This is a genomic window from Streptomyces cylindrosporus (genome assembly GCF_022698165.1).
Lineage (GTDB): Bacteria > Actinomycetota > Actinomycetes > Streptomycetales > Streptomycetaceae > Streptomyces > Streptomyces cylindrosporus.
In genome coordinates this window covers 217,237-242,725 of the sequence record NZ_JALDAY010000007.1, presented here as the reverse complement: position 1 = coordinate 242,725, position 25,489 = coordinate 217,237, and the positions used below count along the sequence as shown (strand labels likewise).

Below are 25,489 nucleotides of genomic sequence, written 5' to 3'. Positions count from 1 at the left end.
AGGCGGCGCCGGAAGGGCTCGCCATGGGCGCAGGGGTGCCCGCGGACGGTGAAGGACGGTCGGGTACCCCGACGCCCCTCTCCCATGCCCCCTCAGTTGATGCGCGCGGCGGTGTACGGGCGCCCCGCGTGCGCCCCCGCGCACCCCGATGGCCGATTCTTCGCGCCCACGGACGGTCACGGACGCGAACAATGGGCACGCGCTCAACACCATGGAACCGGCGTACGCGAGCTGAGGGGGCGGCGGCAGTGATCCGGGTACTTCTGGTGCACGACGCGTGTCTGGTGCGATCGGTCCTGGCGGAGTGGTTGCGCCGGGAACCCGATCTCACGGTCGAGGACACGCCCTGGCGCAGCGCGCCCCACCGGGTGCGGTCCCTGCGGCCCGACGTCTGCGCGGCCGACCTGGACTGCGCGGAGGCGTACGGCGTCCCACCGCTCGGCGACCTGTGTCCGAGAACCCCGGACCACACACCGCCGAGGCTCCTCGTCCTTGCCACTGCGAACAGGCCCGGCCTGCTGAAACGCGCGATCGAGGCGGGCGCGCTCGGCTACGTCGACAAGGCGGGCGCGCCCGACCAGCTGGTGCAGGGGATCCGGCGGGTCGCCGAGGGAAAACGTTTCGTCCATGACTCGCTCGGCTTCGGCTTCCTCAAGGCCGCCGAAATGCCGCTGACCCGGCGGGAGTTGAGCGTGTTATCCCTTGCCGCCGAGGGGGCCTCCGTCGCCGAGATCGCCGGGAGCCTGCACCTGTCCCACGGGACCGTGCGCAACTACATGGCGGCCATCACCCGCAAGACCGGGGCCCGCAACCGCATCGACGCGATCCGCATCTCGCAGGGCGAGGGCTGGCTCTGACCCCCCCGCCGGGCCGGGCGCCCAGCTCCCGACGAGGTCCCGGTACAGCGCCGAGACCCGCATCAGTTCCGCATGGGTCCCGTACGCCGTCCCCGTGCCGTCCATCACCAGCACCCGCTCCGCGCGCCGGGCCGAGCTGATCCGGTGGGCGACGACGACCAGGGTGGTGCCGGGCCGCTCCATGAAGGCGCGTTCCGCGCGCTCCTCGGCCTGCGGATCGAGATGGCAGGTCGCCTCGTCGAGGAGGACGAGCGGGGCGTACGACAGGTAGGCGCGGGCCAGCGCGACCAGCTGCCGCTCGCCCGCGGACAGGGCCGCCGGGTCGACCCGGGCCCCCGGCCCGCCGAGCCGCTCGGCCAGCGGGCCCATGCCGACCGCGTCGACCGCCGCGAGCAGCTCCGCCTCGGGCCCCGGGTCCGGCCGGAAGTGCCCGAGATTCTCGGCGAGGGTCCCGGTGAAGACGTACGCCTCCTGCGGAATGAGCACGCGCTGCGCCGCGGCCGCCGCGGAGGGCACGGTCGCTCCGCCGACCCGGACGGTGCCCTGCCGGGGCCGCAGCAGGCCGGCGACCAGAGCGGTGAGCGTGGACTTGCCGATACCGCTCGGACCGACGACGGCGAGGTGGGCGCCGGGCCGCAGGGTGAGGTCGAGGTCCTCGATGACGGGGGCGGCGGTGGGGCCGTAGGCGAAGGTGACGGCGTTGAGGGCGAGGGCGGGCGGGGTGGACGAGGTGGCGGGGAGAGGTGAGCCGGTGGCGGGGGCGGCCGGGGTGGTCGCGCTCGCCCGGGGCCGGCGGGCACCCGGTCGGGCAGGCGGCGGACCGGCGTCCCGGGATGAGTCCTGCCCGCAGGGCCCCGTCGCTGCCTCCCGTCGTGAGGGTGCGGGCGCCAGCCGGCGCAGCACGACCGTCAGTCGTGAACCGCTCGTGCCCAGCCCGTGCACGAGGTTGCGCAGGGCCGGCAGCAGGGACTGGGTGACGTAGGCGAGGGCGCCGACGAGGGCGCCCGTGGTGACGCCACGGTCGAGAAGCCAGGGCGCGGCTGCGAGGAGGAGGACGATCGGGAGCTGGCCGCCGATCGCCAGGGACGCCACGCGCAGGACGCCCCAGTGGGCGAGGGCGCGGGCGGTGCCGAGTTCGGCGTCGATACGGTCCCCGGTGTCGGCGGCGATGCGTTCCTCCGCGCCGGTCGCCGTGATGTCCCGCAGGCCCGGGCAGACGGCGCCCCAGTGGTGGGCCAGCGCCTCGTCGGCCACCAGATATGCCTCCTGCCTGCGGGCCAGCGGCCGCAGCGTCGCCGCGAACAGGGCCACGCCGGCCAGCAGCGGGGGCCCGACGACCAGGAGCAGGAGCGGATCGAGGGAGACGAGCCCGGCGAGCGCCCCGACGGCCGTGAACGCGAACGACCGGGAGACCATCACCAGTCCGGCGAAGGTGTCCCGGGCGATCTCGACCTGCTGGGTCAGCCCCGACAGGGCTGCGCCGTCGGCCTCCCGCACCCCGCGCCCGACCACCCGCTCGACGAGCCGGTCCCGCAGGGGTTCCACGAGCGCGGCGACGGCCGCGTACGCGCGAGCGGTGCCGTAGGCCCCCAGGAGCACGCCGACCCCGGCCAGGGCGAGCCACGCCAGCCCGAGCCCGGCCCGTCCGGCGAGGAACCCCTGGTCGAGGGCGCGGGCCGGGGCGTATCCGGTGAGGAAGGTCTGCCCGGCCTCCACGACGGACCACCCGGCGAGCCGCAGCACCACCCGCCACCGCACCCACAGGAACCGCAGCCCCCGTACCCCGACTCCGCCCCTCATGTCGGTCCTCTGGTCAGACCAGCGCCCACGTCGGCCGCGGTTCGGACCGGAAGTCGCCCGTGTCGGCCCCCTGTCCCGCAGGGCATTCGCGTCGGCCCTCCGCCCCGACCGCCCCCGGCGCGTGCCGCGCCCGTGCCCGACGCCCTTCACCCCGCCCCTCCGTCCCCGAACACCGCCCGATACCCGGCATCCCGCCACAGCCGGGCATGCGTGCCCACCGCCCGCACCTTCCCCCCGTCCAGCCAGGCCACCGCGTCGGCCCGGGCCGCCGTGGTCGCCCGGTGCGCGACGATCAGCCGGGTGGTCGCCGAGCCGTCGGCCAGCAGGGCGTCGGCGATCCGGGCCTCCGTCACCGTGTCGAGGCTGGACAGCGCGTCGTCGAGGACGAGCAGTCGGCCGCCGTGGGCGAACGCCCTTGCCAGACCCAGGCGTTGGGACTCGCCGCCGGAGTGCGGGGCGTCGGCGCAGGGGGTGGCGTAGCCGTGCGGGAGACGCCGGACGAAGTCGTCCGCGCGGGCCTTGCGGGCCGCCTCGCGGACCCGGGCGGGGGAGGGGGAGCGCAGGCCCAGGGCGATCGTGTCCTCGATCGTCGTGCCGAGGAGGGCGGGGCGTTCGAAGGCGTAGCCGACGGCTCGGCGCAGTTGGTCGTGGGGGAGGGAGGGCAGGGGGACGCCGTCCAGGAGGATCTCCCCGGCGTCGGGGTCGGCCAGGCGGCCGGCGAGTGCGGCGAGCAGGGACTTGCCGGTGCCGGAGCGGCCGACGACGGCGAGCGTCGTACCGCCGGGGACGGTCAGGTCGATGCCGTCGAGGACCGTGTGGTCGCCGCGCCGGGCCGTCACGCCACGCAGCTCCAACCTGCCTGGTCCGGAAGGGAGTTGGTGGTTGCCGTACGCGGGGGCCGGTTGCTCCAGCACGTCGGCGAGACGCGCCGTGGCGGCCCGCGCCCGCGCCAGGCTCGCGAACTGGCCCACCAGCACGCCGACCCCGGTCGCGAGCACCGCGTACCGGGAGGCCGCCAGCACCTCGCCGACCGTCAGCCGGTGCCGGGTCAGCAGCACTCCGGCGACGGCGACGATGCCGAGCTGCAGCAGCGGCGCCACGGCACTGGCCTGACCGGCCGCCCGCCCCTGCACGCGCCACATCCGGTGGCCCGCACGGGAGAGTTCGGGCAGCGGGCGCAGGATCCGTGCCGTCTCCCGGTCCGCCGTACCCGCCGCCCGGACGGTGCGGCTGCCCGCCACCGCCTCCGCGAGCGAGGTCGCGATACGTCCCTGCACGCGCTGGTAGTCGGCCACGCACCGGGTCGTGTCGCGGGCGAACGCGCGCAGCAGCAGCGTCAGTACCGGCGCCCCGGCGAGGAAGACGGCCGCGAGCCGCCAGTCGACGAGGCCGAGGGCGACGACGCCCCCGACGGGGCCGGCCAGCGCGGCGAGCAGCGCGGCGCGGGCGGCCGGTGCGGTCCCGGCCTGGGCCGCGTTCCCGACCAGGCGTGCGACCAGGTCACCCGGCCCGAAACGGGCGCCGGCCCGCGGGCCGAGGGCCAGCACGTGTCCGGCCAGGCGGCGCCGCAGCCAGGCCGTCGTGCGCGCGTCGACGGTGCCGCTCAACACCGTCTCGCAGGCGTCGAGGAGGGCCGCCAGCAGGACCAGCCCCGCGCAGTACAGCACCCAGCGGGTCGCGGGGGCGTGGGCCAGCAGCAGGTCCAGGGTCCGGCCGAGAGCGGCGGGCAGCAGCAGTACGACCGCGGTCGAGGCCGTGCTCAGCAGACAGAGGGCCAGGCAGCGGCCCGCGCTGTGCTGGACGGCGGCGTTCGTCAGTGGGGGCGTCGGTGCGGTGTCGGCACGAGTCGTCATGTCGGCCGCGGCCTCGCATCCAGAAGGGGAGGGGGCGTGCGTAGGACCCCGGGCGGCCCCTCCCGAGGGAGCGGACCGCCCGGAGCCGTGTGCTCACGGTGCTCGGTGGAGCGTCACAGACAGAGCAGAACGCTCGCCGCGCTGATGCAGGAGAGCAGGCTGACGGTGCTCGCGCCGCCACCGCCGGTGTGTTCGTCGGACTCCATCGTCTGCAGGTCGAGCAGTGCCATCTCGTGTCCTTCCTTCCGTGTTCACCCGTGGGGACGGGGTTCGGTCACGACTCCGTCAGGTTGCGGAGCCGCGTCATGAGGGCCGCCTGAGCGGCGGGAGGAACGGCAGGTGGGCGGTGCCCCCGGTGGCCGCGTCGAGCGCGAGGAGGCAGCCTGCCGTTCCGGTACCGAGGTCCATGGAGAGCCGCATCATCTGGTGCCCGGGGAAGGCCAGTTGGCCCTGGTAGGCCATGGCGAACCAGCCGAGCCCGTCGAGCTGTTCGGCGAGCCGGTCCGGTGCGGCGCCGGTACGGCTCAGGTGCAGGATCATCCCCGCGCGCCCCTGGAACAGACCGGGCTGCGCGTAGAACCGGCAGCTCGCGGCGGTGAGGATCCCCTCGCGCACGTGCGCGAAGTCCCCGCTCGCGTCGGCCGTGTGGACGAGATAGTCGTCGAGGACCATCCCGACACCGGCGCTGCCGTCGCCGAGATAGGGCAGCGTCCGCCACCCCTCGTCGACCTCCAGCGCCCCGCCCTCGCGCACCACGCAGCACTCCAGGTCCCGGCGCAGCGCCACCCCGGCCGCCGCCAGCAGCCGTGCCTCGCCGGTCGCCTCGTACCGCCGAAGCAGGAACAGGGCGGGCCCGCTCCAGCCCCGCAGCAGCCCGGCCCGGCGCCGGCGCTTCTCCGCGGGCGGTTCGGCGAGACGTCGTACGAGGATGTCCGCGGCCTCGGCGGACCGCTCGGCCAGCTCCGACTCGCCGGTGGTGCGGGCGAGTTCGCCGAGGACCAGGCCCAGGCCGGCCAGTCCGCCGTGCAGGTCGGAGGAGAGGTGCTGCCATTTCTCGGCCAGGATGCCCTCGACCAGGTCCAGGGCCCGCCGGCGGTGGCCGAGCCGGTCCAGGACGTGGGCGACGCCCGCGAGACCGTCGTACAGGCCCAGCGGCGTACCGGCCGGGGACGGGTCGGTGTGGGCGAGGAGCCAGCGTTCGCCCTCCTCGTGGCGCTCGCCGGTCTCGGCCAGCGCGTGCAGCACGCCGGCCGCGCCGTGGGCGAGACCGAGTCCGCCGCCGTCGGAGAACTGGGCGATGTCGCCCGGGAAGAGCCGGTCGTCGCGCTCCGGGGTGGCGGAGGCGAGGATGGCCTTGACCATCGAGTCCCGGCTGTGCGGCCGGTCGGCGGGCCGCACGAAGGCCGGGGCGCCCACCTCGGCGCCGCGCGTGATCTCCGCGACCGCCTCGTCCAGGAACTCCCGCGGTACGTCCGGGAACTGCTCCGCGATCACCTCGGCGAGGTGGGCCGCCTTGCCCCGGTCGATCACGAACAGCGTGGTGACCGGCAGGAACAGCGCGAGCCGCAGACAGGCCAGGGCATAGCGGTCGACGTCGGCGCCGGTGCGGTCGGGCGGGGCGAAGAAGCCCGGGTGGGCGACGACCTGGCGGCCGTTCTCCGCCGCCGGGGCCGCGGCCTCGAAGTCGATGAGGAAGACGGACTCCTCGTCCGGCGCGACCATGATGTTGAAGACGTGCAGGTCGTTGAAGACGATCCCGCGCGCGTGCACCGCCGCCACCGCCCGCTCCACGGCCCCGTGGACGCGCACCGCCCACTGCGCGTACCGGGCGACGGCCTCGGGATCCGGGTCCGGGGTGAGCAGCGGATGCCGCTCGGCGAAGAAGGAGTTGAGCGGGCGGCCCTCGACGAAGTCCATGACCAGGAACCGGTGCTCGCCCAGCGTGAACCAGTCCCGCACCTCGGGCACCACACCGGTCCCCGCGACCTGCTCCAGCGCCGCCTTCTCCCGCTCGAGGCGGGTGATCGCGTCCGCCCCGTCGGAGGCCAGCCCCGCGTGCGGCCGCCCCTCCTTCAGGACGACCTTGCGCCCGTCCCGGGTGTCGGTGCCCGCGTACACCCCGCCGCCGTTGGAGAAGTGCAGCGCCTTCTCGATGCGGTACGGCAGCTCGCCCACCGTCGTCGTGTTGCGCGCTGCCAGATGGGGTTCGAGGAAGGCCGGCAGGGTCACCCACTCGGGCACCTGGAAGGACGGCGCCCGCCGGTCCGGCACCAGCCGGCCCTCGCCGTCCCGCACCGCCGGCACCAGCGAGCCCCGCTCGTCGACGGTGAAGGTGCGCGCGAAGGCGCCGTAGCGGACGTAGAGCGGACCGTCGTACCAGCGCAGATCGGTGAGGATGTACGGGCCCTCGAAGCCCTCCAGGAGTCTGCCCAGCTCTTGCAGGACCAGGTGGAGCTGGTCCTCGTCGGCCGGGTAGATCGTGACGAACTTGCCGCTGGTGTCGCGGCCGGCGTACTTCGTGTTCCGTAAATGGAGCAGATGCGGGCCCGGCACGAACTTGAACGGGATGCGGCGCGGCACACAGTAGTCCCACACGATCGCGGCGATGCGGTCGGCGTTCGCCCGGGTGGCCGAGGCGTGGATCTTCCAGCCCTGTGCCGGGGCGGCCTCGGCGGCCGGCGGCGTCAGCGTCAGCCAGTCCCCGATCCGCGCCGCCTCCCAGCCCTCCGGCACCTCGCGGCGGGCGGTCCCGAACAGGGGCGACGCCTGCTGCCCGGCCGCGGCCGCCCGGTCCGGCGTCTCGTAGAAGTGTCTGTCCGCGAGCGCGTACACCTCGTACCGCTTGTCCATCGAACCCCCTCCGTGGCCCGGCAACGAGACTTCCAGCCGAGCCGGGGCCGGGGACAGTCACGCCTGTCACGAGACCACCGTGCGGTACGCATGCGTTAAGACATGTTCGGCGCCTTTCGACCGGACACGCCTTCTGACCTCCACGGAACGCTCACAGGGGCTGCGCAGGCGCCTCATACGCGCTGTAATTGCGGACGTGGTCAGTGAGGGCGCTGAGGGACGCAGAACGAGGACTCTGCGTGCCGAAGGTGCCCTGAAAGCGCTCACCGACGGTCCGGCCTCGCCCGAAAGGGTGCGCCGCGTCCTGGAACAGGCGCTCGTCTTCGCCGGCGCGGCCTTCGTCGCCGTGTACGCGCCGGGGGAGGACGGCGACGTGCTGTGCCTGGTGGAGTCGGCGGGCGTACCGAGGACCCTGTTCGGGGTGCGCGACAGCTATCCGCGCTCCGGGCACTCGCCGGTGGCCGACGCCCAGCGCGCCGGGCAGCCGGTCTGGCTCGGGCCGAAGGAGCTCGCCGAGTCGCGGCGGACGCCGGCGCGGGACTTCCACCTGGCGGTGCTGCCCGCGCGCGGGGGCGGGGGCGGGCAGTGTCTGCTGGCCGTCAGCGAGCGGCCGGACGGCTTCGACACCGAGGACCGCAAATGCCTGGAGCTTATCGCCGACGCCGTCGGCAGCCCCGTCCGGGCCCCCGCCGCGGAGGGCGGCGAGCTGCCCGCGAACGCGTTCGTGCTCGCCCTGGACACCGGCCGCGGTGAGGTCGGCGACGAGATCCTGGAGCTGTTCGCCCTCAGCCGCGACGAGTTCGACGGCAAGGTCGAGACCCTGCTCGGCCTGACCGTCCCGGAGGACCTGCCCTCGCTGATGTCCGTCGTCGAGGCCGACCACATGTCCATCGGCGAGCGCGAACTGGAGTTCCGGGTGCTCCAGCCGTCCGGTCCGCCGAAGTGGCTGAGGCTGCGCGGGCGGCTGCTGCCCGGCGGCGAGGGCCGGCCCGCCCGTCTCGTCGGCACCGTCGCCGACGCCTCCACGCTGCGCTCCGACGTCACCGACGTGGCCCGCGTCCAGCGCCTGGCCGCCGCCCTCGCGACCGCGGGCACCGTCCGCGACGTCAGCCAGGCCGTGGTCTCCGCCCTGCGCAAGCCGCTGCGGGCCGACCGGATCGCGCTCGCCGAGCTGGAGGGCGAGCGGCTCGTCGTCACCGTCCTCGACCCGCCGGACCAGGAGTCCTGGCCCGAGCTGTGGCGGCTGGAGTGGCGCTCGGAGTGGCCCGACGCGCCCGTGCGCGCCATGCCGACCCTCGCCGCCGCCCTGCGCGAGGGCCGTGCCCAGATCTGGCCCGCCGGCACCGCCCTGGAACCCGCCCTCGCGGATGTCGGCCCCGGCGGCCTCGCCGTCCTGCCGCTGCCGGCCGGGGGCCGCATGGCCGGGGCCTGCCTGATCGGCTGGGACACCCCGCACGACTTCGGCCCCGACGAACGCGCCCTGCTCACCGCCTCCGCGGGCCTCGCCGGACAGGCCCTGATGCGCGCCCACGCCTTCGACGCCGAGCACGAACTCGTCGGCATGCTCCAGCGCCAGCTGCTCCCGCGTCGCCTGCCCAAGCTGCCCGGCGCGGTCGCCGTCGCCCGCTATCTGCCCACCACGGCCGGCCTGGAGGTCGGCGGCGACTGGTACGACGTGATCCCGCTGCCCGACAACCACGTCGCCCTCGTCATCGGGGACGTCCAGGGCCACAACGCGGGCGCCGCCACCCTGATGGGCCAGATGCGCACCGCGCTGCGCGCCTACGCCGTCGAGGGCCACCCGCCGGACGTGGTCGTCTCGCACGCCAACCGGCTCCTGGTGGACCTGGAGACCGACCTCTTTGCCACCTGCTGCTACGTCGACGTGGACATGGAGGAGGGCTCCGCCTGGTACGTCCGCGCCGGACATCTGCCGCCGGTGCTGCGCCACCCGGACGGCAGCACCGAGATCCCCGACGCGGAGGGCGGACCCCCGCTGGGCGTGGTGACGCAGGCCGACTTCCCGATGAGCCTGCTGCGGCTGCAGCCCGGCACGGTGGTCGCGCTGATGACGGACGGCCTCGTCGAGTCCGCCGAGGCCGACATCGACGAGGGCGTCGACCGCGTCGCCCACGAGCTGGCCGTCTCCGACCCCGCCCACCTCGGCCTGGTCGCCGACACCCTGCTCGGCAACGCCCACCGCAGCGACGACGTCGCCCTGCTCCTGCTGCGCTACGACGGGATGGCGCTGCGCCCGCTGCGGGAGAGCTGGACGGTCTGGCGCGTCCCGGAGGCGGTCGGACACGCCCGCCGCTTCACCCGACGCACCCTGCGCGCCTGGGGCGTGCCCCCTGACGACATGGACGGCGTCCTGCTCGTCGTCTCCGAGCTGGTCACCAACGCCCTGGTGCACACCGACGGCCGGGTCCGCCTCGACCTCACCCTTCTCGACCACCGGATGCGGGTCGCCGTCGCCGACTCCTCGCCGCGCACGCCGGTGAAGCCGACGAGCATCAGCTGGGATGCCACCGGCGGCCGCGGCATCCTGCTGACCGAGGCGATGTCGGAGGTGTGGGGGACCGTGCCGGTCAGCGGCGGCAAGCAGGTGTGGGCCGAGCTGGCGCTCAGCGGTCGCTGACGTTGGCGGTGATCAGCCGCAGGAGCTGCTTGGCGAGGGCGTCCTGCTCGGGGGTGAGGCCCATCGCGTCGCCGATGGCGAGCGGCACCGTGCCGGCCCGGTCCCTGAGCTCGGCGCCCGCCTCGGTGAGGCGGATGGCGACGGACCGCTCGTCCTCCGCCCGGCGCTCGCGCCGCAGCAGCCCGTTCGCCTCCAGCCGCTTGAGCAGCGGGGACAGCGTGCTGGACTCCAGCTGGAGCGCGACGCCCAGGTCGCGCACCGAGATCGAGTCCTGCTCCCACAGCACGAGCATCACGAGGTACTGCGGGTAGGTCAGCCCCAGTTCGTCCAGCAGGGGGCGGTAGCGCGCGGTGACGGCGCGGGAGGCGGCGTACAGCGCGAAGCAGAGCTGGTCGTCCAGGAGCAGCGATCCCTCGCTCGGCTCCGCTGCGGCTGGGCTCATGGCACGGCTCCCGGTTCCTGCGCTGCTCACGGTGATCACCACCTTATCTTCCGGTCTGCCCTATTGTATCGACCGCGAATTAGTTGTGCACGACTAAATCGAGCGCTACTATCTGTCTCACCCGACACGAGGAGTACGTCATGACCGGCAGCACCGCACCCCGCCCCGTCCTCGAACCCGCCGCCCAGGCCTTCGTGGAGGCGACCGCGAACCCGCCCTACCTCTTCGACCTGGGCCCGGTGGAGGGCCGCAAGGCGGTCGACGAGGTGCAGTCCGGCGAGATCCCCCTGCCCGCCGTCGACGAGGAGTGGATCACCGTCGAGGACGGCCCGACCGGCAGCGTCCGGGCCCGCATCGTCAAGCCCGCCGGCACCACCGCCACCCTCCCGGTCATCGTCTACATCCACGGCGCGGGCTGGGTCTTCGGCAACGCCCACACCCACGACCGCCTGGTCCGCGAACTCGCCGTCGGCGCGAACGCCGCGGTGGTCTTCCCCGAGTACGACCTCTCACCCGAGGCCCGCTACCCCGTCGCCATCGAGCAGAACTACGCCGTCGCCCGCTGGATCGTCCAACACGGCGCCACCAAGGGCCTGGACCCAGCCCGCATCGCGGTGGCCGGCGACTCCGTCGGCGGCAACATGAGCGCCGCCCTGACCCTGATGGCCAAGCAGCGCGGCGACCTCCCGCTGCTGGCCCAGGTGCTGTTCTACCCGGTCACCGACGCAAGCTTCGACACCCCCTCCTACCACCAGTTCGCCACCGGTTACTTCCTGCGCCGGGACGCCATGCAGTGGTTCTGGGACCAGTACACGACCGACGCAGCCGACCGCGCCCAGATCACCGCCTCCCCACTGCGCGCCACCCCCGAACAGCTCACCGGACTGCCGCCAGCCCTGGTCATCACCGGCGAGGCCGACGTCCTGCGCGACGAGGGCGAGGCCTACGCGAACAAGCTGCGCGCGGCCGGCGTCCCGGTCACCGCGGTCCGCTACCAGGGCATCATCCACGACTTCGTCATGCTCAACGCCCTGCGCGCCACCCACGCCGCCGACGCCGCCATCAAGCAGGCCGTCGACACCCTGCGCACCGCCCTGCACGGCTGAGTGCCGGGCCACGGGGCGGGCCCGTCGCTCCAACGGACCCGCCCCGTCAGCCACTTCCGCCCCCGCCGCGCACGGCGTTTGACCTCGGCACCGCCGGTTACCCGGTCCCGGAGCATCGACGCAGAAGGAAGATGAACCGCCGTGACCACCCACACCGACGACAAGCTCGTCATCCGCCGCCCCCGGACCGGCTGGTCGAAGGCACGCGACCGCAGCGGCAAGAGCACTGTGCGGACCTGTCTGCCGGCCGTGGTGGACGACAGCACCCCCCGGACGGCCGCCGAGTGGAACATCGTGCGGGGCGAGGACTGACCGGCGCCTTTACCGCCCGTACACCGTCTGCTTGACAGCCCCTTGACCAGGAAGCCAACGCACCAACGCTCGCTTTACGGCGATCGACGCTATGGTGAAGCAGATGAAGGCTCTCGTGCTGTCCGGCGGTGCCGGTACACGCCTCAGGCCGATCACCCACACATCGGCCAAGCAACTGGTGCCCGTGGCCAACAAGGCCGTGCTCTTCTACGGACTGGAGTCCATCGCCGCCGCCGGCATCACCGAGGTCGGCGTCATCGTGGGCGACACCGCCGCCGAGATCCAGGAGGCGGTCGGCGACGGATCCAAGTTCGGTCTGGAGATCACCTACATCCCCCAGGAGCGGCCCCTCGGGCTGGCCCACGCGGTGCTGATCGCGCGGGACTGGCTCGGCGACGACGACTTCGTGATGTACCTCGGCGACAACTTCGTCGTCGGCGGCATCACCGCTCTCGTCGACGAGTTCCGCGCCAACCGCCCCGACGCCCAGATCCTCCTCACCAAGGTGGCCGACCCCCGCTCCTTCGGCGTCGCCGAACTCGACGCGAGCGGCCAGGTGATCGGCCTGGAGGAGAAACCCGAACACCCCAAGAGCGACCTCGCCCTCGTCGGCGTCTACCTGTTCACGCCCCGCATCCACGACGCGGTCCGCGCGATCCGCCCGTCCTGGCGCGGCGAACTGGAGATCACCCACGCCATCCAGCACCTCATCGACACCCACGCCGACGTCCGCTGCACGGTCATCAAGGGCTACTGGAAGGACACCGGGAACGTCGTCGACATGCTGGAGGTCAACCGCTCCGTCCTGGAGGGTGTCGACCGGCGTATCGACGGCGAGGTGGACGAGGAGTCCGAGACGATCGGGCGGGTCGTGGTGGAGGAGGGTGCCCGCATCGAGCGCTCCCGCATCGTCGGCCCGGTGGTGATCGGCGCCGGGACCGTCGTCCAGGACTCCTACGTCGGCCCGTTCACCTCCGTCGCGGAGAACTGCCGGATCACCGACAGCGAGCTGGAGTTCTCCATCGTGCTGCGCGACTCCTCGATCCTCGGCGTCGGCCGCATCGAGAACTCCCTGATCGGCCGGCACGTCGAGGTGACGCCCGCACCCAGCGTCCCCAGCGCCCACCGACTCGTCCTCGGCGACCACAGCAAGGTGCAGATCCACACATGAACCTCCTCGTGACCGGCGCCGCCGGTTTCATCGGCTCCTGCTACGTCCGCACCCTGCTCGCCGCGGGCGGGCCCGACGCCCCCCGGGTCACCGTGCTGGACAAGCTGACCTACGCCGGCAACCTCGACAACCTCGAACTGGGCCACCCCCGGCTGGACTTCGTACAGGGCGACATCCGCGACGCCGAACTCGTCGACAAGCTGATGGGCGAGGCCGACCAGGTGGTGCACTTCGCCGCCGAGTCCCACGTCGACCGCTCGATCACCGGCGCCACCGACTTCGTCCTGACCAACGTGGTGGGCACCCAGACCCTCCTCGACGCGGCCCTGCGCCACCGCGTGGAGCCCTTCGTGCACATCTCCACCGACGAGGTCTACGGCTCCATCGACTCCGGCTCCTGGCCGGAGGACCACCCGCTGCGCCCCAACTCGCCCTACTCCGCGTCCAAGGCCTCCTCCGACCTGCTCGCCCTCGCCTACCACCGCACCCACGGCCTCGACGTCCGCGTCACCCGGTGCTCCAACAACTACGGGCCGCACCAGTACCCCGAGAAGGTCATCCCGCTGTTCGTCACCAACCTCCTCGACGGCCTGAAGGTCCCGCTGTACGGCGAAGGGCTCAATGTCCGCGACTGGCTGCACGTCGAGGACCACGTCCAGGGCGTGGAACTGGTGCGCACGCAGGGCCGCCCGGGGGAGGTCTACAACATCGGCGGCGGCACCGAGCTGAGCAACAAGGAGCTCACCGGCCTGCTCCTGGAGGCCTGCGGGGCCGGCTGGGACCGGGTCGAGTACGTCGAGGACCGCAAGGGCCACGACCTGCGCTACTCGGTCGACTGGAGCAAGGCCCGCGACGAGCTGGGCTACCGCCCGCGCCACGACTTCGCCACCGGCCTCGCCGACACCGTCGCCTGGTACCGGGACAACAGAGCCTGGTGGGAGCCCCTGAAGCGGCGGTCGGCATGAGGTGGCTGGTCACCGGCGCCGCCGGCATGCTCGGCCGGGACACGGTCGAGGAACTCCTGCGCCGCGGCGAGGACGTGACGGGCCTCGACCACGCGGCCCTGGACATCACCCAACCCCTCGCGGTCGAGGGCGCGCTGGCGGGCCACCGCCCGGAGATCGTCGTCAACTGCGCCGGGTACACGGCCGTCGACGACGCCGAGACCGACGAGGACCGCGCCCTGCGCATCAACGGCGACGGCCCCCGCTACCTCGCCCGCGCCTGTGCCGCGCACGGCGCCCGCCTCATCCACGTCTCCACCGACTACGTCTTCGCCGGCGACGCCACCGCCCCGTACCCGGAGGACCACCCGGCCGCCCCGCGCACCGCCTACGGCCGCACCAAGCTCGCCGGCGAGCGCGCCGTCGCGGAGGAACTCCCCACATCGAGTGCAATCGTGCGAACGGCTTGGCTCTACGGCGTCCACGGGCGTAGTTTCGTCCGCACGATGATCGACCTGGAGTCCCGTCGCGACACCCTCGACGTCGTCGACGACCAGCGCGGTCAGCCCACCTGGAGCGCGGACGTCGCCGCCCGTCTCGCCGACCTGGGCCCGCACCTGGCCCGCGGCGCGAGCGGCGTGTTCCACGCCACCAGCACCGGCGAGGCCAGTTGGTACGAGCTGGCCCGCGAGGTCTTCGACGGCCTGGGCGCCGACCCGGAGCGGGTGCGTCCCGTCGGCAGCGGGGCCTTCCCGCGCCCGGCGCCCCGCCCCGCGTACAGCGTCCTGGCCCACGGCCGCTGGCAGGAGCTCGCCCTGCCGCCCCTGCGCGACTGGCGCGCCGCCCTGCACGAGGCACTTCCCCTGATCCGCAAGGAGTCCCCTTCGTGAAACGCCATGAGTTCCTGCGGGAACTGCACAAGGTCACCGCCAACCGCAACTACCTGGAGATCGGGGTGAACGACGGCCGCAGCCTCAAGCTGTCGCGCGTCCCCAGCATCGCGGTCGACCCCGCGTTCAAGGTGGTCACGGAGATCAAGTGCGACGTCCACCTGGTGAAGGCCACCAGCGACGACTTCTTCGCCCGCGACAACCCGCTCCAGCACCTGCGCGGCGGCCGGCACCCCGTGCGCAACCTGCGCCGGGGCCGGGCACCGTTCGGGTACTGGCGGCGCACCACGCTCGACCTGGCGTTCATCGACGGCATGCACCTGTTCGAATACGCGCTGCGCGACTTCATCAACATCGAGAAGCACGCCGACTGGGCCAGCGTCATCGTCTTCGACGACATGCTGCCGCGCAGCATCGACGAGGCGGCCCGCGACCGGCACACCACCGCCTGGACCGGCGACGTCTACAAGGTCATCGAGATCCTGAACCGCTACCGCCCGGACCTGGTGACCGTCCTCGTCGACACCCAGCCCACCGGCCAGCTGGTCGTCTTCGGCGCGGACCCCAAGAGCACCGTGCTCAAGGACAAGTACGACGAGATCATGGCCGAGTTCGACGTGCCCGACCCGCAGAAGGTGCCCGAGGCGGTCCTGGAGCGGGTCAAGGCGGTCAAGCCGGAGACGCTGACGGGAGCCGACTTCTGGCGCCCGCTGGTCCGTGCCCGCAACCGCGGCCTGAGCCGGTCCCGCGGCTGGAAGGCGCTCAGCTCGGCCCTGGAGCCGTTCGCCGTCAGCCGGTGAACGGCCGCCCGGTCAGCTCCTCGTAGTGGGCGACGCAGGCTTCGTACGACGGCAGCAGCCCGGTCCGCCGGGCCTCGGCCAGTGACGGAGCCTGCGCGTCCTTCGGGGACAGCAGCGGGGTGATGCCCTCGGGCCAGGTGATGCCCAGGTCCGGGTCGAGCGGGTCGATGCCGTGCTCCCGCTCGGGCGCGTACCCGGTCGAGCACAGGTACACCACCGTCGCGTCGTCGGTCAGGGACATGAAGGCGTGCCCGAGTCCCTCGGCGAGGAACAGCGCGTGCCGGGTGTCGTCGTCGAGGCGCACCGCCTCCCACTGCGCGAACGTCGGCGAGCCGACCCGCAGGTCCACCACCACGTCGAGGATCGCACCGCGCACACAGGTCACGTACTTGGCCTGTCCCGGGGGCACGTCCGAGAAGTGCACCCCCCGCACCACACCCCAGCGCGAGATCGAGCAGTTGGCCTGCGCGAGCGACAGGTCGTACCCGGTGGCCTCCCGGAACTCCGCCCCGCGGTACCACTCGTGGAAGCTGCCCCGCTCGTCCGGGAAGACCTTCGGCTCCAGCGCCCAGGCGCCGGCAATCCCCAGTGACCGCAACTCTCACACCTTTCGGGCCTTGGCACGGGACGCCGTACGCCGTCCCAGGACGGCGGCGAGCGTCCGCCGGGTCAGCCGGACCAGCCGCTGCACGAACGACGGCCGGGGAGTCCGCACCACCTTCACCTGGTTGGCGTCCGCGCGCAGGGACAGCGGCAGCGGCAGGAAGCGCGGCTCGGCGGCGTCCGGGGCCGCGCACAGGGCGGTCCGCCAGGTCGCGCCGCTCAGCTCACCGGCGGGCAGGGCGGCCTCCAGCACCGCCCCGTCACCGGCCGGGGCGAGCGTGGCGGGCGTGTCCACCGAACGGTCCGGCGAGGTCAGCCGCAGCGCCACGGCGGTGTCGCCGGGGACGTGCAGCGGCAGGGGCGCGCGCAGCCGGCCGCCGGAGACGCTGACCTGCTCGGGGTCGAGGCGGCTCAGGCCGAGGCGCTTGCTCGCGCGGTCGACGTCCAGGGACAGGTGGCCGTGCTGGTCGGTCCAGTACGGCAGCACCACCCGGCCGGCCACCACCGCGGCGGACGTGGCGGCGCGTGCCTTGCGCGGGCCGGGCCCGATGCGGGTCTCCTTGCTCCAGCCCCCCAGCCGCACGCGGGCGTAGGTGTCCCACAGCCCGGAGTGCAGCGGACCCCCGTCGATCGCGCGGGCCGGGTCGACGGTGGCCGTGGCGCGCAGCACCAGCCGGACCTTCCCGCTGTCCTCGACCGGCACGATCTCCCGGGTGACCTCGACCGGCTGGAAGTACTGGGCCCCGGTGGAGCGTTCCCGCACCAGCAGGTCCAGAGCGGCCCTGCCGAACTGGGCGACGGTGTCGGAGGCCACCCAGGCTTCTGCCTCGGCGACGTTCGGCGGCGGGCCGCCCAGCGGTGCGCGCACCCCGCTGCCGGGGAAGGTGAGCGGCGCGCCGCCCGCGGTGAACTCCGCGGCCAGCTCGACGCGCAGCGCGCCGTCGTGCCACCGCAGGCTCCCGGGCGCGGCCTTGAGGGTGAGCCCGGCCTCCCATTCGGCGAACGCGACGACGTCCTCGTACCGGTCGGCGGCGATCAGCGCGGCGACCACCTGCTGGGTCGGCTGGAGACCGGCGGCGACAGCGGGGCCGAAGCGCTCGGCGGTGATGTGGTGGATCTCCTGGAACAGCTTGCGCCGGTAGTCGTCCGGCATCCTCAGGAATCTCTTGCCGCGCAGCCGCTCCACCATCTCGACCCGCAGCCAGCGCCGGTGCAGGCTGTCGCGGACGGCGCCCGGCTCGGTGTACTCCTCGACGACGTCGAGGGCCTCGCGCAGGTTCTTGAAGTAGCCGGCCGGTTCGAACTGCTGGATGCCCGCGTTCGCTTCGTCGTCGCGCCGGATGTGGTAGTAGCAGACGTAGTCGCCGATCACGGAGACGTTGGCGGCGCGCAGATACGCCTCCACCACGAAGACGTGGTCCTCCAGCCGCCGCCTGCCCTCCGGGAAGCGCAGGCCGGTCTCGTCGAGGAACGCCTTGCGGAACATCTTGTGCGGGGTGAGGCTGTCGATGAGCGGGGCGTTCTCGACGGAGGCGCGCGGGCGGTTCTGGCGGAACAGCTCCACCGGCACCGAGCGGCCCTTGCCCGCCATCTTGCCGACGATCACGTCGGCGCCGTTGGCCACCCCGTAGCCGTACATCCGCTCCAGGGCCTCTTCGCCGAGCGAGTCGTCGTTGTCGACGAACATGACGAACTCGCCCCGGGCGGCGGCGATGCCGACGTTGCGCGGCTTGCCGGACCAGCCGGAGTTCTCCTGGTGGATCACCCGGACCCGGGGTTCCTTGGCGGCGAGCTCGTCGAGCCGGGCCGGGGTCTGGTCGGTGGAACCGTCGTCGACGAAGATGACCTCGTACTCGTCCGGAGGCAGGGACTGCTTGAGCAGCGAGGCGATGCAGTCCTCGATGTAGGGCCCCGGGTTGTAGACCGGGACGATGACGCTGACCTTGACCGGCATCGGGCTTCCGAGCCCCCTCGGTTCGCTCGCCGTGTGATGTGGTGCGGTGGCCAGATGCTATCCCGGCCGGGGGCTTTGTCCCACCTTCCCCTGTCTGTTTGATCCCTTTCGGGTCGCGCTCAGCCGTGCGTCTTTGCGAGGAGTTGAAGGATCTCGTCCGTGCTGCCGGTCTCGCCCAGGCGGGGGAAGATGCGCTCCACGCTGCCGCGATGGGCCTCCGGGCTCATGTCGCTCATGGCGTCCGTGGCCAGAGTGACGTGATAGCCGTGCTCGTGGGCGGCGCGCGCGGTGGACTCCACTCCGATGCTGGTGGCGATGCCGGTCAGCACGATCTGGGTGACACCGCGGCGGCGCAGCTGCACGTCGAGGTCGGTGCCGTGGAAGGCGCCCCAGTTGCGCTTGGTGACGGTGATGTCCCCGGGGTGACCGGCCAGTTCGCCCACGATCTCGTCCCAGCCCGCGGGCCGGGCGCCGGCGCGGGGCGCCGCCTCGGTCCGCCCGGGCACGACGTCCGCGCCGTCGGCGGCGAAGGAGACCCGGACCAGCACGACGGGCAGGTCGTGGGCGCGGAACGCGTCGGCGAGCCGAGCCGTACGGGCCACCACTTCGGCGCCGGTGTACGGCTGGGTGGGGGCTCCGACGATGCCGGCCTGAAGGTCGATCACCACGAGGGCGGTGCGCGGGTCGAGAGCGGTGACGGTCATGAGAGAGCGGGGCCTTTCGAGAGAGTTACGAGTGTGCCGGGCGAGATGTGAGGGGGTCCCGGTGTCACGGCCCGGTCAGCCGCTCCAGCAGTGCCAGCCCCTCCAGGACCGTCCGCCGCTCCGCCTCCGTGAAGCGGTCCTGCAGGGCCCGCGCGAGCCACTCCTCGCGGGCCTGCCGGTCCCCCTCGACCCGCAGGCGTCCGGCCTCGGTGAGGGTGACCAGCTGGCGGCGGCCGTCGTCCGGGTCGGGGCTGCGGCGGATGAGCCCCTGGCGGTCGAGGGCGGCGAGCGTCGTCGCCATCGACTGCGGGCGTACTCCCTCCGCGGTGGCCAGCGCGCTCGCCGTGGCGGCGCCGTGCTTGGCCACCAGGGTGAGCGCGGAGACCTGCGGCGGAGTGAGCTCGTCGTCCTCGGCGACCTCTCGGATCCGGCGGCGCAGCCGGCTGAACACCACCCGCAGGTCCCGCGCGGCACGCGTGGCGGACTCGGTGATGCCCTCGGAAGGGCCGACGGGCTGTACGTCCATGACGACACCGTAAAACCGTCAACCGAAACTGTCCAGTCCAGACTGAACAGTCCCAGCTGTAGATCGCCGCAACGCCGGACGCGCCTCTAGGCTGGCCCCGTGCGCCTGCTCCTGATGTCCGACACCCATCTCCCCAAGCGCGCCAAGCGGCTGCCGGAGCAGCTCCTCGCCGAACTCCCGCGCGCCGACGTCGTGTTCCACGCCGGGGACTGGGTCGACACGGACACCCTCGACCTGCTGGAGGGCCGCAGCCGCCGACTTGTCGCGGTGTACGGCAACAACGACGGGCCCGCGCTGCGCGAGCGGCTGCCCGAGGTGGCGTACGCCGAGATCGGCGGCCTGCGCTTCGGCGTCGTGCACGAGACCGGCGCCGCGCAGGGCCGCGAGGCGCGCTGTGCGGCACGCTTCCCCGACCTGGACGTCCTGGTCTTCGGGCACAGCCACATCCCGTGGGACACCACCGCCCCCGGCGGTCTGCGGCTGCTCAACCCCGGCTCACCGACCGACCGCCGGCGCCAGCCCCACTGCACCTACCTGACCGCCACCGCGGCCGACGGCCGGCTCACGGACGTGGAGCTGCACCGGCTGCCTGCGCGATAGCCGCCGGTTTCGGCGCACCGGCGAGGGGCACTCGCCGGGAACATGGCTGATACACCGGTAACGCTCCTGAGGCGCGCGGTGGATCCCGCCCGGCACGCGGGTTCGCCGCGCACCGTCCTCGTCGTCATGTGCGCCGGGTACTTCCTGGTGCTGCTCGACGTCACCATCGTCAACGTCGCGCTGCCCGCGATCGGTTCGGGCCTGGGCGCCGACGTCGGCGGCCTGCAGTGGGTCGTCGACGGCTACGCCCTCGCCCTCGCCTCCCTCATGCTGACCAGCGGCACGGCCGGTGACCTCTACGGGCACCGGCGTGTGGTGCTCGGCGGTCTCGCCGTGTTCGGGGCCGCCTCGCTCGCCTGCGGGCTGGCTCCCGGGATCCCGGTGCTGGTCGCCGCGCGGGTGGCGCAGGGCGTGGGCGCGGCGCTGCTGCTGCCCGGCACGCTGGCCATCATCAGCCGGGCCTTCCCCGACGACGCGGCCCGCGCGCGGGCGATCGGCGTCTGGGCGGGCATCGGCAGCCTGGCCCTGCCCGCAGGCCCGCTGCTCGGCGGCGCCCTCACCGAGGCCTTCGGCTGGCGGGCGATCTTCCTGCTCAACGTGCCGATCGTGCTGGTGGCCCTGGTGTGGGCCGCCGCGATCGTGCGGGAGAGCCGCGAGGAACAGGCCCGCCGCCTCGACCTGCCCGGCGTGCTCCTCGGCAGCCTGCTCCTGCTGGCCACGACGTACGCCTTCATCGAGGGCGGACGCGAGGGCGCGGGCAGCCCGCGGGTGCTGGTGGCCGTCCTGGTCGCGGTCCTCGCCGTGCCCGCGCTGGCCCTGGCCGAACTCCGGCGCGGCGACGACGCGATGCTGCCGGTGTCGCTGCTGCGCCGACCCGCCTTCGACGCGGCGAACGTGACGGCCGGGATCATGAACCTGGGCACCCTCGGCACCCTCTTCGTGCTGATGCTGTTCCTGCAGTCGGTCCAGCACCGCTCGGCGCTGCTCGCGGGCCTGGCGGTCGTCCCGCTGTTCGCCCCGCTGGCGGTCATCGCGCCCTTCGGCGGCCGTGTCACCAGCCGGATCGGCGCCCGACTGCCGGCCGCCGCCGGACTGCTCCTCGCCACCGCCGGTCTCGCGCTGCTGGTCCGCGCCGGAGCGCACTCGCCGTACCCGGTGCTGCTGCCCGCGTTCCTGCTGTGGGGCACCGGCATGGGCCTGCTGACCCCGGCCGTCGTCGCCGCGGCCATCGAGGCGGTGCCCGCCGAGCGCGCCGGGCTGGCCTCCGCGACGAACAACACCGCACGTCAGACCGGTGGCGCGATAGGCATCGCGGTGGCCGGCGCGATCGCCGGGCAGCCCGCCGACGGGACGCGTTTCGTACGGGGATTCCACGCCGTCGCACTGGGAGCGGCCGGTCTCTACGCGGCGGCCGCCGTGCTGGCGCTGGTCCTGTTGCCCGGGATGCTGTTCCCGGGCGGCGAGAGGTGATCCGATCGGCGCGAGGGCAAGATCCGGGCCGCTTCGGACTAAGGGAAGCGGCCCGGGCGCTGCGAGTGTGTGTGCGCTGTCACGGACCTCCTTCCCACAGAGGTGCTTTGTGCCGCGACTACCCCTCTGGAGGGCGGCTCACACATCCCGGTTCGGGGGAGTTCGAAGGCAGGCTCAGTGCCGCCGCCGACGCCGTATCCGAGCGAACACCACCGCCACCAGAACCACACCTGCCACGCCCACGGCCGCCCGTTTGGCCACCGGCACCCCCGCGGTGCGGAGCAGGTCGAGGGGCTCGGGCTCCTCCGGCCGCTGCTCCTGCTCGTGCGGTCCCTGCTCCTGCTCCCGCTCGTCCGCCTCCGGCTCGGCCGGCTCGGTGATCCGTTCCGCGAGGCACTGTGCGAACTGGCCGACGAGGCGGTCGCCCACCTCCGCCATCACCCCGCGCCCGAACTGCGCCGGACGCCCGGTGACCGTCAGATCGGTGCGCACCGACACCGCCGTACCGCCGTCCTGCCCGGACAGCGTGCCGGTCACCGTGGCGCGCGCGGTGCCCTGGCCGCGGGTCTCCCGGCCGCTCGCGATCAGCACCACGCGGTGCGCCGACTCGTCCTGCTCCTCGAAGACGGCGGTGCCCTTGTAGGTCACGGTGATCGGGCCGACCTTGACCTTCACGGAGCCGGTGACGGTCTTGCCGTCGTACTCCTCGACGGCCGCCCCGGGCATGCAGGGCGCCACCCGCTCGATGTCGAGGAGCGTGCGCCAGGCTTCGTCGACCGGGACCGGGACGGTGAACTCGTGGTGCAGTTCCATGACTTCCTCCAACGGGCGTCACGTCGACGGATGGATGGCCCCGGCCGTGGCCGCGAGCGGTGTGCCGCTGCCGCCCCAGCGCAGCGCGACGATCTCGGCGGCGACGGACACGGCGACCTCCTCGGGCGTACGAGCCCCGAGGTCGAGGCCGACGGGGGAGCGCAGCCGGGCCAGCTCGGCGTCGGTGAGCCCGGCGTCGACCAGGCGTTTCATACGGTCGTCGTGGGTACGGCGGCTGCCCATCGCCCCGATGTACGCGGCCGGCCGGCGCAGCGCCTCCTCAAGCAGCGGCACGTCGAACTTGGGGTCGTGGGTGAGGACGCAGATCACCGTGCGCTCGTCGGTGTCCGTGCCGTGGAGGTAGCGGTGGGGCCAGTCGACGACCACCTCGACGGCGTCCGGGAAGCGCTTGGGCGTGGCGAACACCGGGCGGGCGTCGCACACGGTGACCCGGTAGCCGAGGAAGCTGCCGATGCGGGCGACGGCGGCCGCGTAGTCAATGGCGCCGAAGACCAGCATCCGCGGGGGCGGCGCGAAGGAGTGCAGGAAGACGGTGACGGTGTCCTCGCGGCGCTCGCCGCGCGGGCCGTAGTGGCGCAACCCGGTTGCCCCCAGGGCGAGTTCGCCGCGCGCGTCGGCGGTGACGGCGACGTCCAGGCCGGTCGTGCCGAGCGTGCCGACGACCTTGTCCGGCCAGACGGCGAGGGTGGCCCCGATCGACGCGGGCCCGTCGGTCACCGTGGCCACGGTCACCGGGCGGCCCGCCGCGACCGACTCCGCGACCTCGGCGAATCCGGGGTCGGTCTCCCGCGTCACCGGGCGGACCAGCAAGGTGATCTCGCCGCCGCAGGTCAGGCCGACCGCGAAGGCGTCCTCGTCGCTGTACCCGAAGGTCTCCAGACGGGCCTCGCCGCTGTCCACGACCTCCTTGGCCAGCTCGAACACCGCGCCCTCGACACAGCCCCCGGACACGCTCCCCACCGCCTCGTCGCCGGGCCCGACGGCCATGGCGGCGCCGGGGTCGCGCGGTGCGCTGCGGCTCACGCCGACGACCGTCGCCAGGCCGAACGGGACCTCGGCCGCGTACCACTGGGCCAGCGTCGGCAGAATCTCACGCACGTTCCGCTCCTTCCACGAGACCCGGCTCGGCCCCCGCGACCACGGCCGCCAACCGCTCCAGCGCCGCCAGGCTGTGTCCCTCGACGAACGCGTCCACACTCGGCAGCGCCGCCGCCATCCCGGCCGCCAGCGGCGCGTAACCGGGCCGCGCCTTGCGGGGGTTGGCCCAGATCACCCGGTGCGCGAGCCGGTGCAGACGGCGCATCTGGGCGCCGAGCAGCTCCGGGTCGCCGCGCTCCCAGCCGTCCGACAGCAGCACCACGACCGCGCCGCGCGCCATGCCCCGCTGGCCCCAGCGGTCCAGGAACTCCCGCAGCAGCTCCCCGAGTCGGGTGCCGCCGCGCCAGTCGGGCACCGCCGCGGCGAGCGCGGTCATCGCCAGGTCGGGGTCGCGGTGCGTCAGTTCGCGGGTCACGCGGGTCAGCCGGGTGCCGATCGTGAACACCTCGGCGCGGCTCCCACGGGAGGCCGCGTGCGCGAATCGCAGCAGCGCGTCGGCGTACGGAGCCATCGAACCGCTGATGTCGACGAGCAGGACCACCCGCCGTGGCCGGTCCGTCCGGGCGTGCCGCCGCAGCCGCGCCGGTTCCCCGCCGCGCCGCAGCAACTCCCGTACCGTCCGGCGCGGATCGACCTGCCCGCGCCGGGCGGGCCGCCGCCGCGCGGTGCGGCGCGTCTCGCCCCGCAGGGCGAACGCGGCCAGCAGACGCCGCAGTTGCTCCCGGTCGGCGGAGTCCAGCTCGGCGACGTCGCGGTGGCGCAGCACCTCCGCCGAGCTGGCGAGGGAGGCGGCGGGCGGGGCGGGGGCGTGTTCCGGCCGGGCTGGGCCGCGCGGTACCGGGCCGTCCCTGACGACGAGGCGCGGCCGAGGCGGCGGAGCCGTCGCCGTCGTACGCCCGTCGGGCGCGCTGCCGTCGAAACAGGCGGCGAACACCCGCTCGTACCGCTCCAGATCGTCCCGCCCACCGCACAGCGTCAGCCGCCCCGCCCAGTACACGTCCGCCCGCATCCCGGGCCGCAGCTCGCCGACGGCCCGCAGGAAGGCGTACACCCGCTCGGCACTCGCGTCGACCCCGGCGGCCCGCAGCGCACGGGCGAAGCCGAGGAGGGCCGCGTCGGCCCGTGGTGTCTTCGGCGAGGTGACGTCCATGTCCCTCACGCCCCGCGTCCCGCTAGCACCGCCGCCAGATCCAGCCCCCGCGCCCGTTCCGCGTCCTCCCGGTACTTGAGGACCGAGCCCAGCGTCGCCACCGCCAGTTCCGCGTCCACCTCGTCCACGCCCAGCGCGTCGAGGGCCTGCGCCCAGTCGATCGTCTCGGCCACGCCCGGCGGTTTCAGCAGGTCCTGGGAGCGCAGCTCCTGCACCAGCGCGGTCACCTGCTCCGCCAGGCGGGCCGACACGCCCGGCAACCGCCGCCGTACGATGGCCAGTTCACGGGCGAAGCCCGGGTGGTCGAACCAGTGGTACAGGCAGCGCCGCTTGAGCGCGTCGTGCACCTCGCGGGTGCGGTTGGAGGTCAGCACGACCACCGGGGGAGTCCCGGCGCGCAGCGTGCCGAGCTCCGGGATCGTCACCGAGAACTCCGACAGCAGCTCAAGGAGGAACGCCTCGAACTCGTCGTCGGCCCGGTCGACCTCGTCCACCAGCAGCACCGACGGCTGCGTCTCCAGGGCTTTCAGAAGCGGCCGGGCGACCAGGAAACGGCGGTCGTACAGCTCGCTCTCCAGGCGCTCCGCATCCTTCACCCCGGCCGCCTCGGCGGCCCGCAGATGCAGCAGCTGACGCGGGAAGTCCCAGTCGTACAGGGCCTGCGAGGCGTCGATGCCCTCATGGCACTGCAGACGGATCAGCGGCGCCCCGAGCGCCTCGGCGAGGGCGGAGGCGAGCGCCGTCTTGCCGACGCCCGCGTCGCCCTCGCAGAAGATCGGCCGGTGCAGCCGCAGGGCCAGGAAGCAGGCGACGGCCAGCCCGTCGTCGACGAGGTAACCCGTCTCCTCCAGGCGGGCCCGCACCTGCTCCGGGCCGTCGATGTCCTC

At 73.6% G+C, this 25,489-nt stretch carries 22 protein-coding genes and 1 pseudogene; 10 read left to right on the top strand and 13 right to left on the bottom strand.

Annotated features, from left to right (window positions below; translation table 11 throughout):
• Window positions 1-23 precede the first annotated feature (23 nt).
• A pseudogene (locus MQP27_RS23745) lies at window positions 24-773 on the top strand (response regulator transcription factor); the annotation flags it as partial.
• Here MQP27_RS23745 and MQP27_RS51420 read toward each other — a convergent pair.
• The 4 genes from MQP27_RS51420 to lanKC form a co-directional block, all read right to left on the bottom strand.
• The gene (locus MQP27_RS51420; RefSeq protein WP_308289978.1) at window positions 696-2,657 is read right to left on the bottom strand and encodes an ATP-binding cassette domain-containing protein; all 1,962 of its coding nucleotides are present in this window, start codon (window positions 2,655-2,657) and stop codon (window positions 696-698) included. The pseudogene MQP27_RS23745 and the gene MQP27_RS51420 overlap by 78 nt on opposite strands.
• A gap of 146 nt (window positions 2,658-2,803) precedes the next feature.
• A complete protein-coding gene (locus tag MQP27_RS23735; protein ID WP_242767362.1) occupies window positions 2,804-4,510 on the bottom strand; it encodes an ABC transporter ATP-binding protein in 1,707 nt (568 codons plus the stop codon).
• A 113-nt stretch (window positions 4,511-4,623) separates the two neighbouring features.
• Window positions 4,624-4,740 (bottom strand): SapB/AmfS family lanthipeptide, encoded by a 117-nt coding sequence (locus tag MQP27_RS23730; protein ID WP_028798592.1) that lies wholly within the window; start codon window positions 4,738-4,740, stop codon window positions 4,624-4,626.
• Window positions 4,741-4,813: 73 nt separating this feature from the next.
• Window positions 4,814-7,360 carry a class III lanthionine synthetase LanKC gene (lanKC, locus tag MQP27_RS23725; RefSeq protein ID WP_242767361.1) on the bottom strand — a complete coding sequence of 849 codons (2,547 nt, stop codon included), beginning with the start codon at window positions 7,358-7,360 and terminating at the stop codon, window positions 4,814-4,816.
• A gap of 196 nt (window positions 7,361-7,556) precedes the next feature.
• Here lanKC and MQP27_RS23720 point away from each other — a divergent pair, with 196 nt between their 5' ends.
• Entirely contained in the window at window positions 7,557-9,998 is a 2,442-nt protein-coding gene (locus tag MQP27_RS23720) for a SpoIIE family protein phosphatase (RefSeq protein WP_242767360.1), read from the top strand.
• On the opposite strand, the gene MQP27_RS23715 is transcribed toward MQP27_RS23720, so the two are convergent.
• Window positions 9,985-10,440 (bottom strand): MarR family winged helix-turn-helix transcriptional regulator, encoded by a 456-nt coding sequence (locus tag MQP27_RS23715; RefSeq protein ID WP_242767359.1) that lies wholly within the window; start codon window positions 10,438-10,440, stop codon window positions 9,985-9,987. The genes MQP27_RS23720 and MQP27_RS23715 overlap by 14 nt on opposite strands.
• A gap of 140 nt (window positions 10,441-10,580) precedes the next feature.
• Between MQP27_RS23715 and MQP27_RS23710 the strand changes: the two genes are divergently transcribed.
• From MQP27_RS23710 to MQP27_RS23685, 6 genes are all read left to right on the top strand, one after another.
• Window positions 10,581-11,546: an alpha/beta hydrolase gene (locus tag MQP27_RS23710; protein WP_242767358.1), complete on the top strand. Its 966-nt coding sequence runs from the start codon at window positions 10,581-10,583 to the stop codon at window positions 11,544-11,546.
• A gap of 141 nt (window positions 11,547-11,687) precedes the next feature.
• Window positions 11,688-11,858, top strand: coding sequence for a hypothetical protein (locus MQP27_RS23705; protein ID WP_242767357.1), 171 nt, complete (start codon window positions 11,688-11,690; stop codon window positions 11,856-11,858).
• A gap of 103 nt (window positions 11,859-11,961) precedes the next feature.
• The gene (locus MQP27_RS23700; RefSeq protein ID WP_242767356.1) at window positions 11,962-13,029 is read left to right on the top strand and encodes a glucose-1-phosphate thymidylyltransferase; all 1,068 of its coding nucleotides are present in this window, start codon (window positions 11,962-11,964) and stop codon (window positions 13,027-13,029) included.
• Window positions 13,026-13,994: a dTDP-glucose 4,6-dehydratase gene (rfbB, locus tag MQP27_RS23695; protein WP_242767355.1), complete on the top strand. Its 969-nt coding sequence runs from the start codon at window positions 13,026-13,028 to the stop codon at window positions 13,992-13,994. Before MQP27_RS23700 ends, rfbB begins: the two co-directional genes overlap by 4 nt.
• Window positions 13,991-14,863 carry a dTDP-4-dehydrorhamnose reductase gene (gene rfbD / locus MQP27_RS23690; protein WP_242767354.1) on the top strand — a complete coding sequence of 291 codons (873 nt, stop codon included), beginning with the start codon at window positions 13,991-13,993 and terminating at the stop codon, window positions 14,861-14,863. Before rfbB ends, rfbD begins: the two co-directional genes overlap by 4 nt.
• A complete protein-coding gene (locus MQP27_RS23685; RefSeq protein WP_242767353.1) occupies window positions 14,860-15,663 on the top strand; it encodes a class I SAM-dependent methyltransferase in 804 nt (267 codons plus the stop codon). The genes rfbD and MQP27_RS23685 overlap by 4 nt, the downstream gene beginning before the upstream one ends.
• On the opposite strand, the gene rfbC is transcribed toward MQP27_RS23685, so the two are convergent.
• The 4 genes from rfbC to MQP27_RS23665 form a co-directional block, all read right to left on the bottom strand.
• Window positions 15,653-16,261 carry a dTDP-4-dehydrorhamnose 3,5-epimerase gene (rfbC, locus tag MQP27_RS23680; RefSeq protein ID WP_242767352.1) on the bottom strand — a complete coding sequence of 203 codons (609 nt, stop codon included), beginning with the start codon at window positions 16,259-16,261 and terminating at the stop codon, window positions 15,653-15,655. The genes MQP27_RS23685 and rfbC overlap by 11 nt on opposite strands.
• A 3-nt stretch (window positions 16,262-16,264) precedes the next feature.
• Window positions 16,265-18,220, bottom strand: a complete 1,956-nt coding sequence (locus tag MQP27_RS23675; RefSeq protein ID WP_242767351.1) for a glycosyltransferase family 2 protein — start codon at window positions 18,218-18,220, stop codon at window positions 16,265-16,267.
• A 119-nt stretch (window positions 18,221-18,339) separates the two neighbouring features.
• Window positions 18,340-18,924, bottom strand: a complete 585-nt coding sequence (locus MQP27_RS23670) for a hydrolase (protein ID WP_242767350.1) — start codon at window positions 18,922-18,924, stop codon at window positions 18,340-18,342.
• A 64-nt stretch (window positions 18,925-18,988) separates the two neighbouring features.
• Window positions 18,989-19,450 carry a MarR family winged helix-turn-helix transcriptional regulator gene (locus MQP27_RS23665; protein WP_242767349.1) on the bottom strand — a complete coding sequence of 154 codons (462 nt, stop codon included), beginning with the start codon at window positions 19,448-19,450 and terminating at the stop codon, window positions 18,989-18,991.
• 99 nt (window positions 19,451-19,549) lie between these two features.
• Here MQP27_RS23665 and MQP27_RS23660 point away from each other — a divergent pair, with 99 nt between their 5' ends.
• Window positions 19,550-20,050 carry a metallophosphoesterase family protein gene (locus tag MQP27_RS23660; protein ID WP_242767348.1) on the top strand — a complete coding sequence of 167 codons (501 nt, stop codon included), beginning with the start codon at window positions 19,550-19,552 and terminating at the stop codon, window positions 20,048-20,050.
• Between the two features lie 42 nt (window positions 20,051-20,092).
• On the top strand, window positions 20,093-21,520 hold the full coding sequence (locus MQP27_RS23655; protein ID WP_242767347.1) for an MFS transporter: 1,428 nt from the start codon (window positions 20,093-20,095) through the stop codon (window positions 21,518-21,520).
• A gap of 174 nt (window positions 21,521-21,694) precedes the next feature.
• Here MQP27_RS23655 and MQP27_RS23650 read toward each other — a convergent pair whose 3' ends face one another.
• The 4 genes from MQP27_RS23650 to MQP27_RS23635 are packed head-to-tail and all read right to left on the bottom strand — an operon-like array spanning window position 21,695 to window position 25,465.
• Window positions 21,695-22,333 (bottom strand): SRPBCC family protein, encoded by a 639-nt coding sequence (locus tag MQP27_RS23650; RefSeq protein ID WP_242767346.1) that lies wholly within the window; start codon window positions 22,331-22,333, stop codon window positions 21,695-21,697.
• 18 nt (window positions 22,334-22,351) lie between these two features.
• The gene (locus tag MQP27_RS23645) at window positions 22,352-23,452 is read right to left on the bottom strand and encodes an XdhC family protein (protein WP_242767345.1); all 1,101 of its coding nucleotides are present in this window, start codon (window positions 23,450-23,452) and stop codon (window positions 22,352-22,354) included.
• Entirely contained in the window at window positions 23,445-24,602 is a 1,158-nt protein-coding gene (locus MQP27_RS23640) for a vWA domain-containing protein (protein ID WP_242767798.1), read from the bottom strand. Before MQP27_RS23640 ends, MQP27_RS23645 begins: the two co-directional genes overlap by 8 nt.
• Window positions 24,603-24,607: 5 nt before the next feature.
• On the bottom strand, window positions 24,608-25,465 hold the full coding sequence (locus MQP27_RS23635) for an AAA family ATPase (RefSeq protein ID WP_242767344.1): 858 nt from the start codon (window positions 25,463-25,465) through the stop codon (window positions 24,608-24,610).
• Window positions 25,466-25,489: the final 24 nt, after the last annotated feature.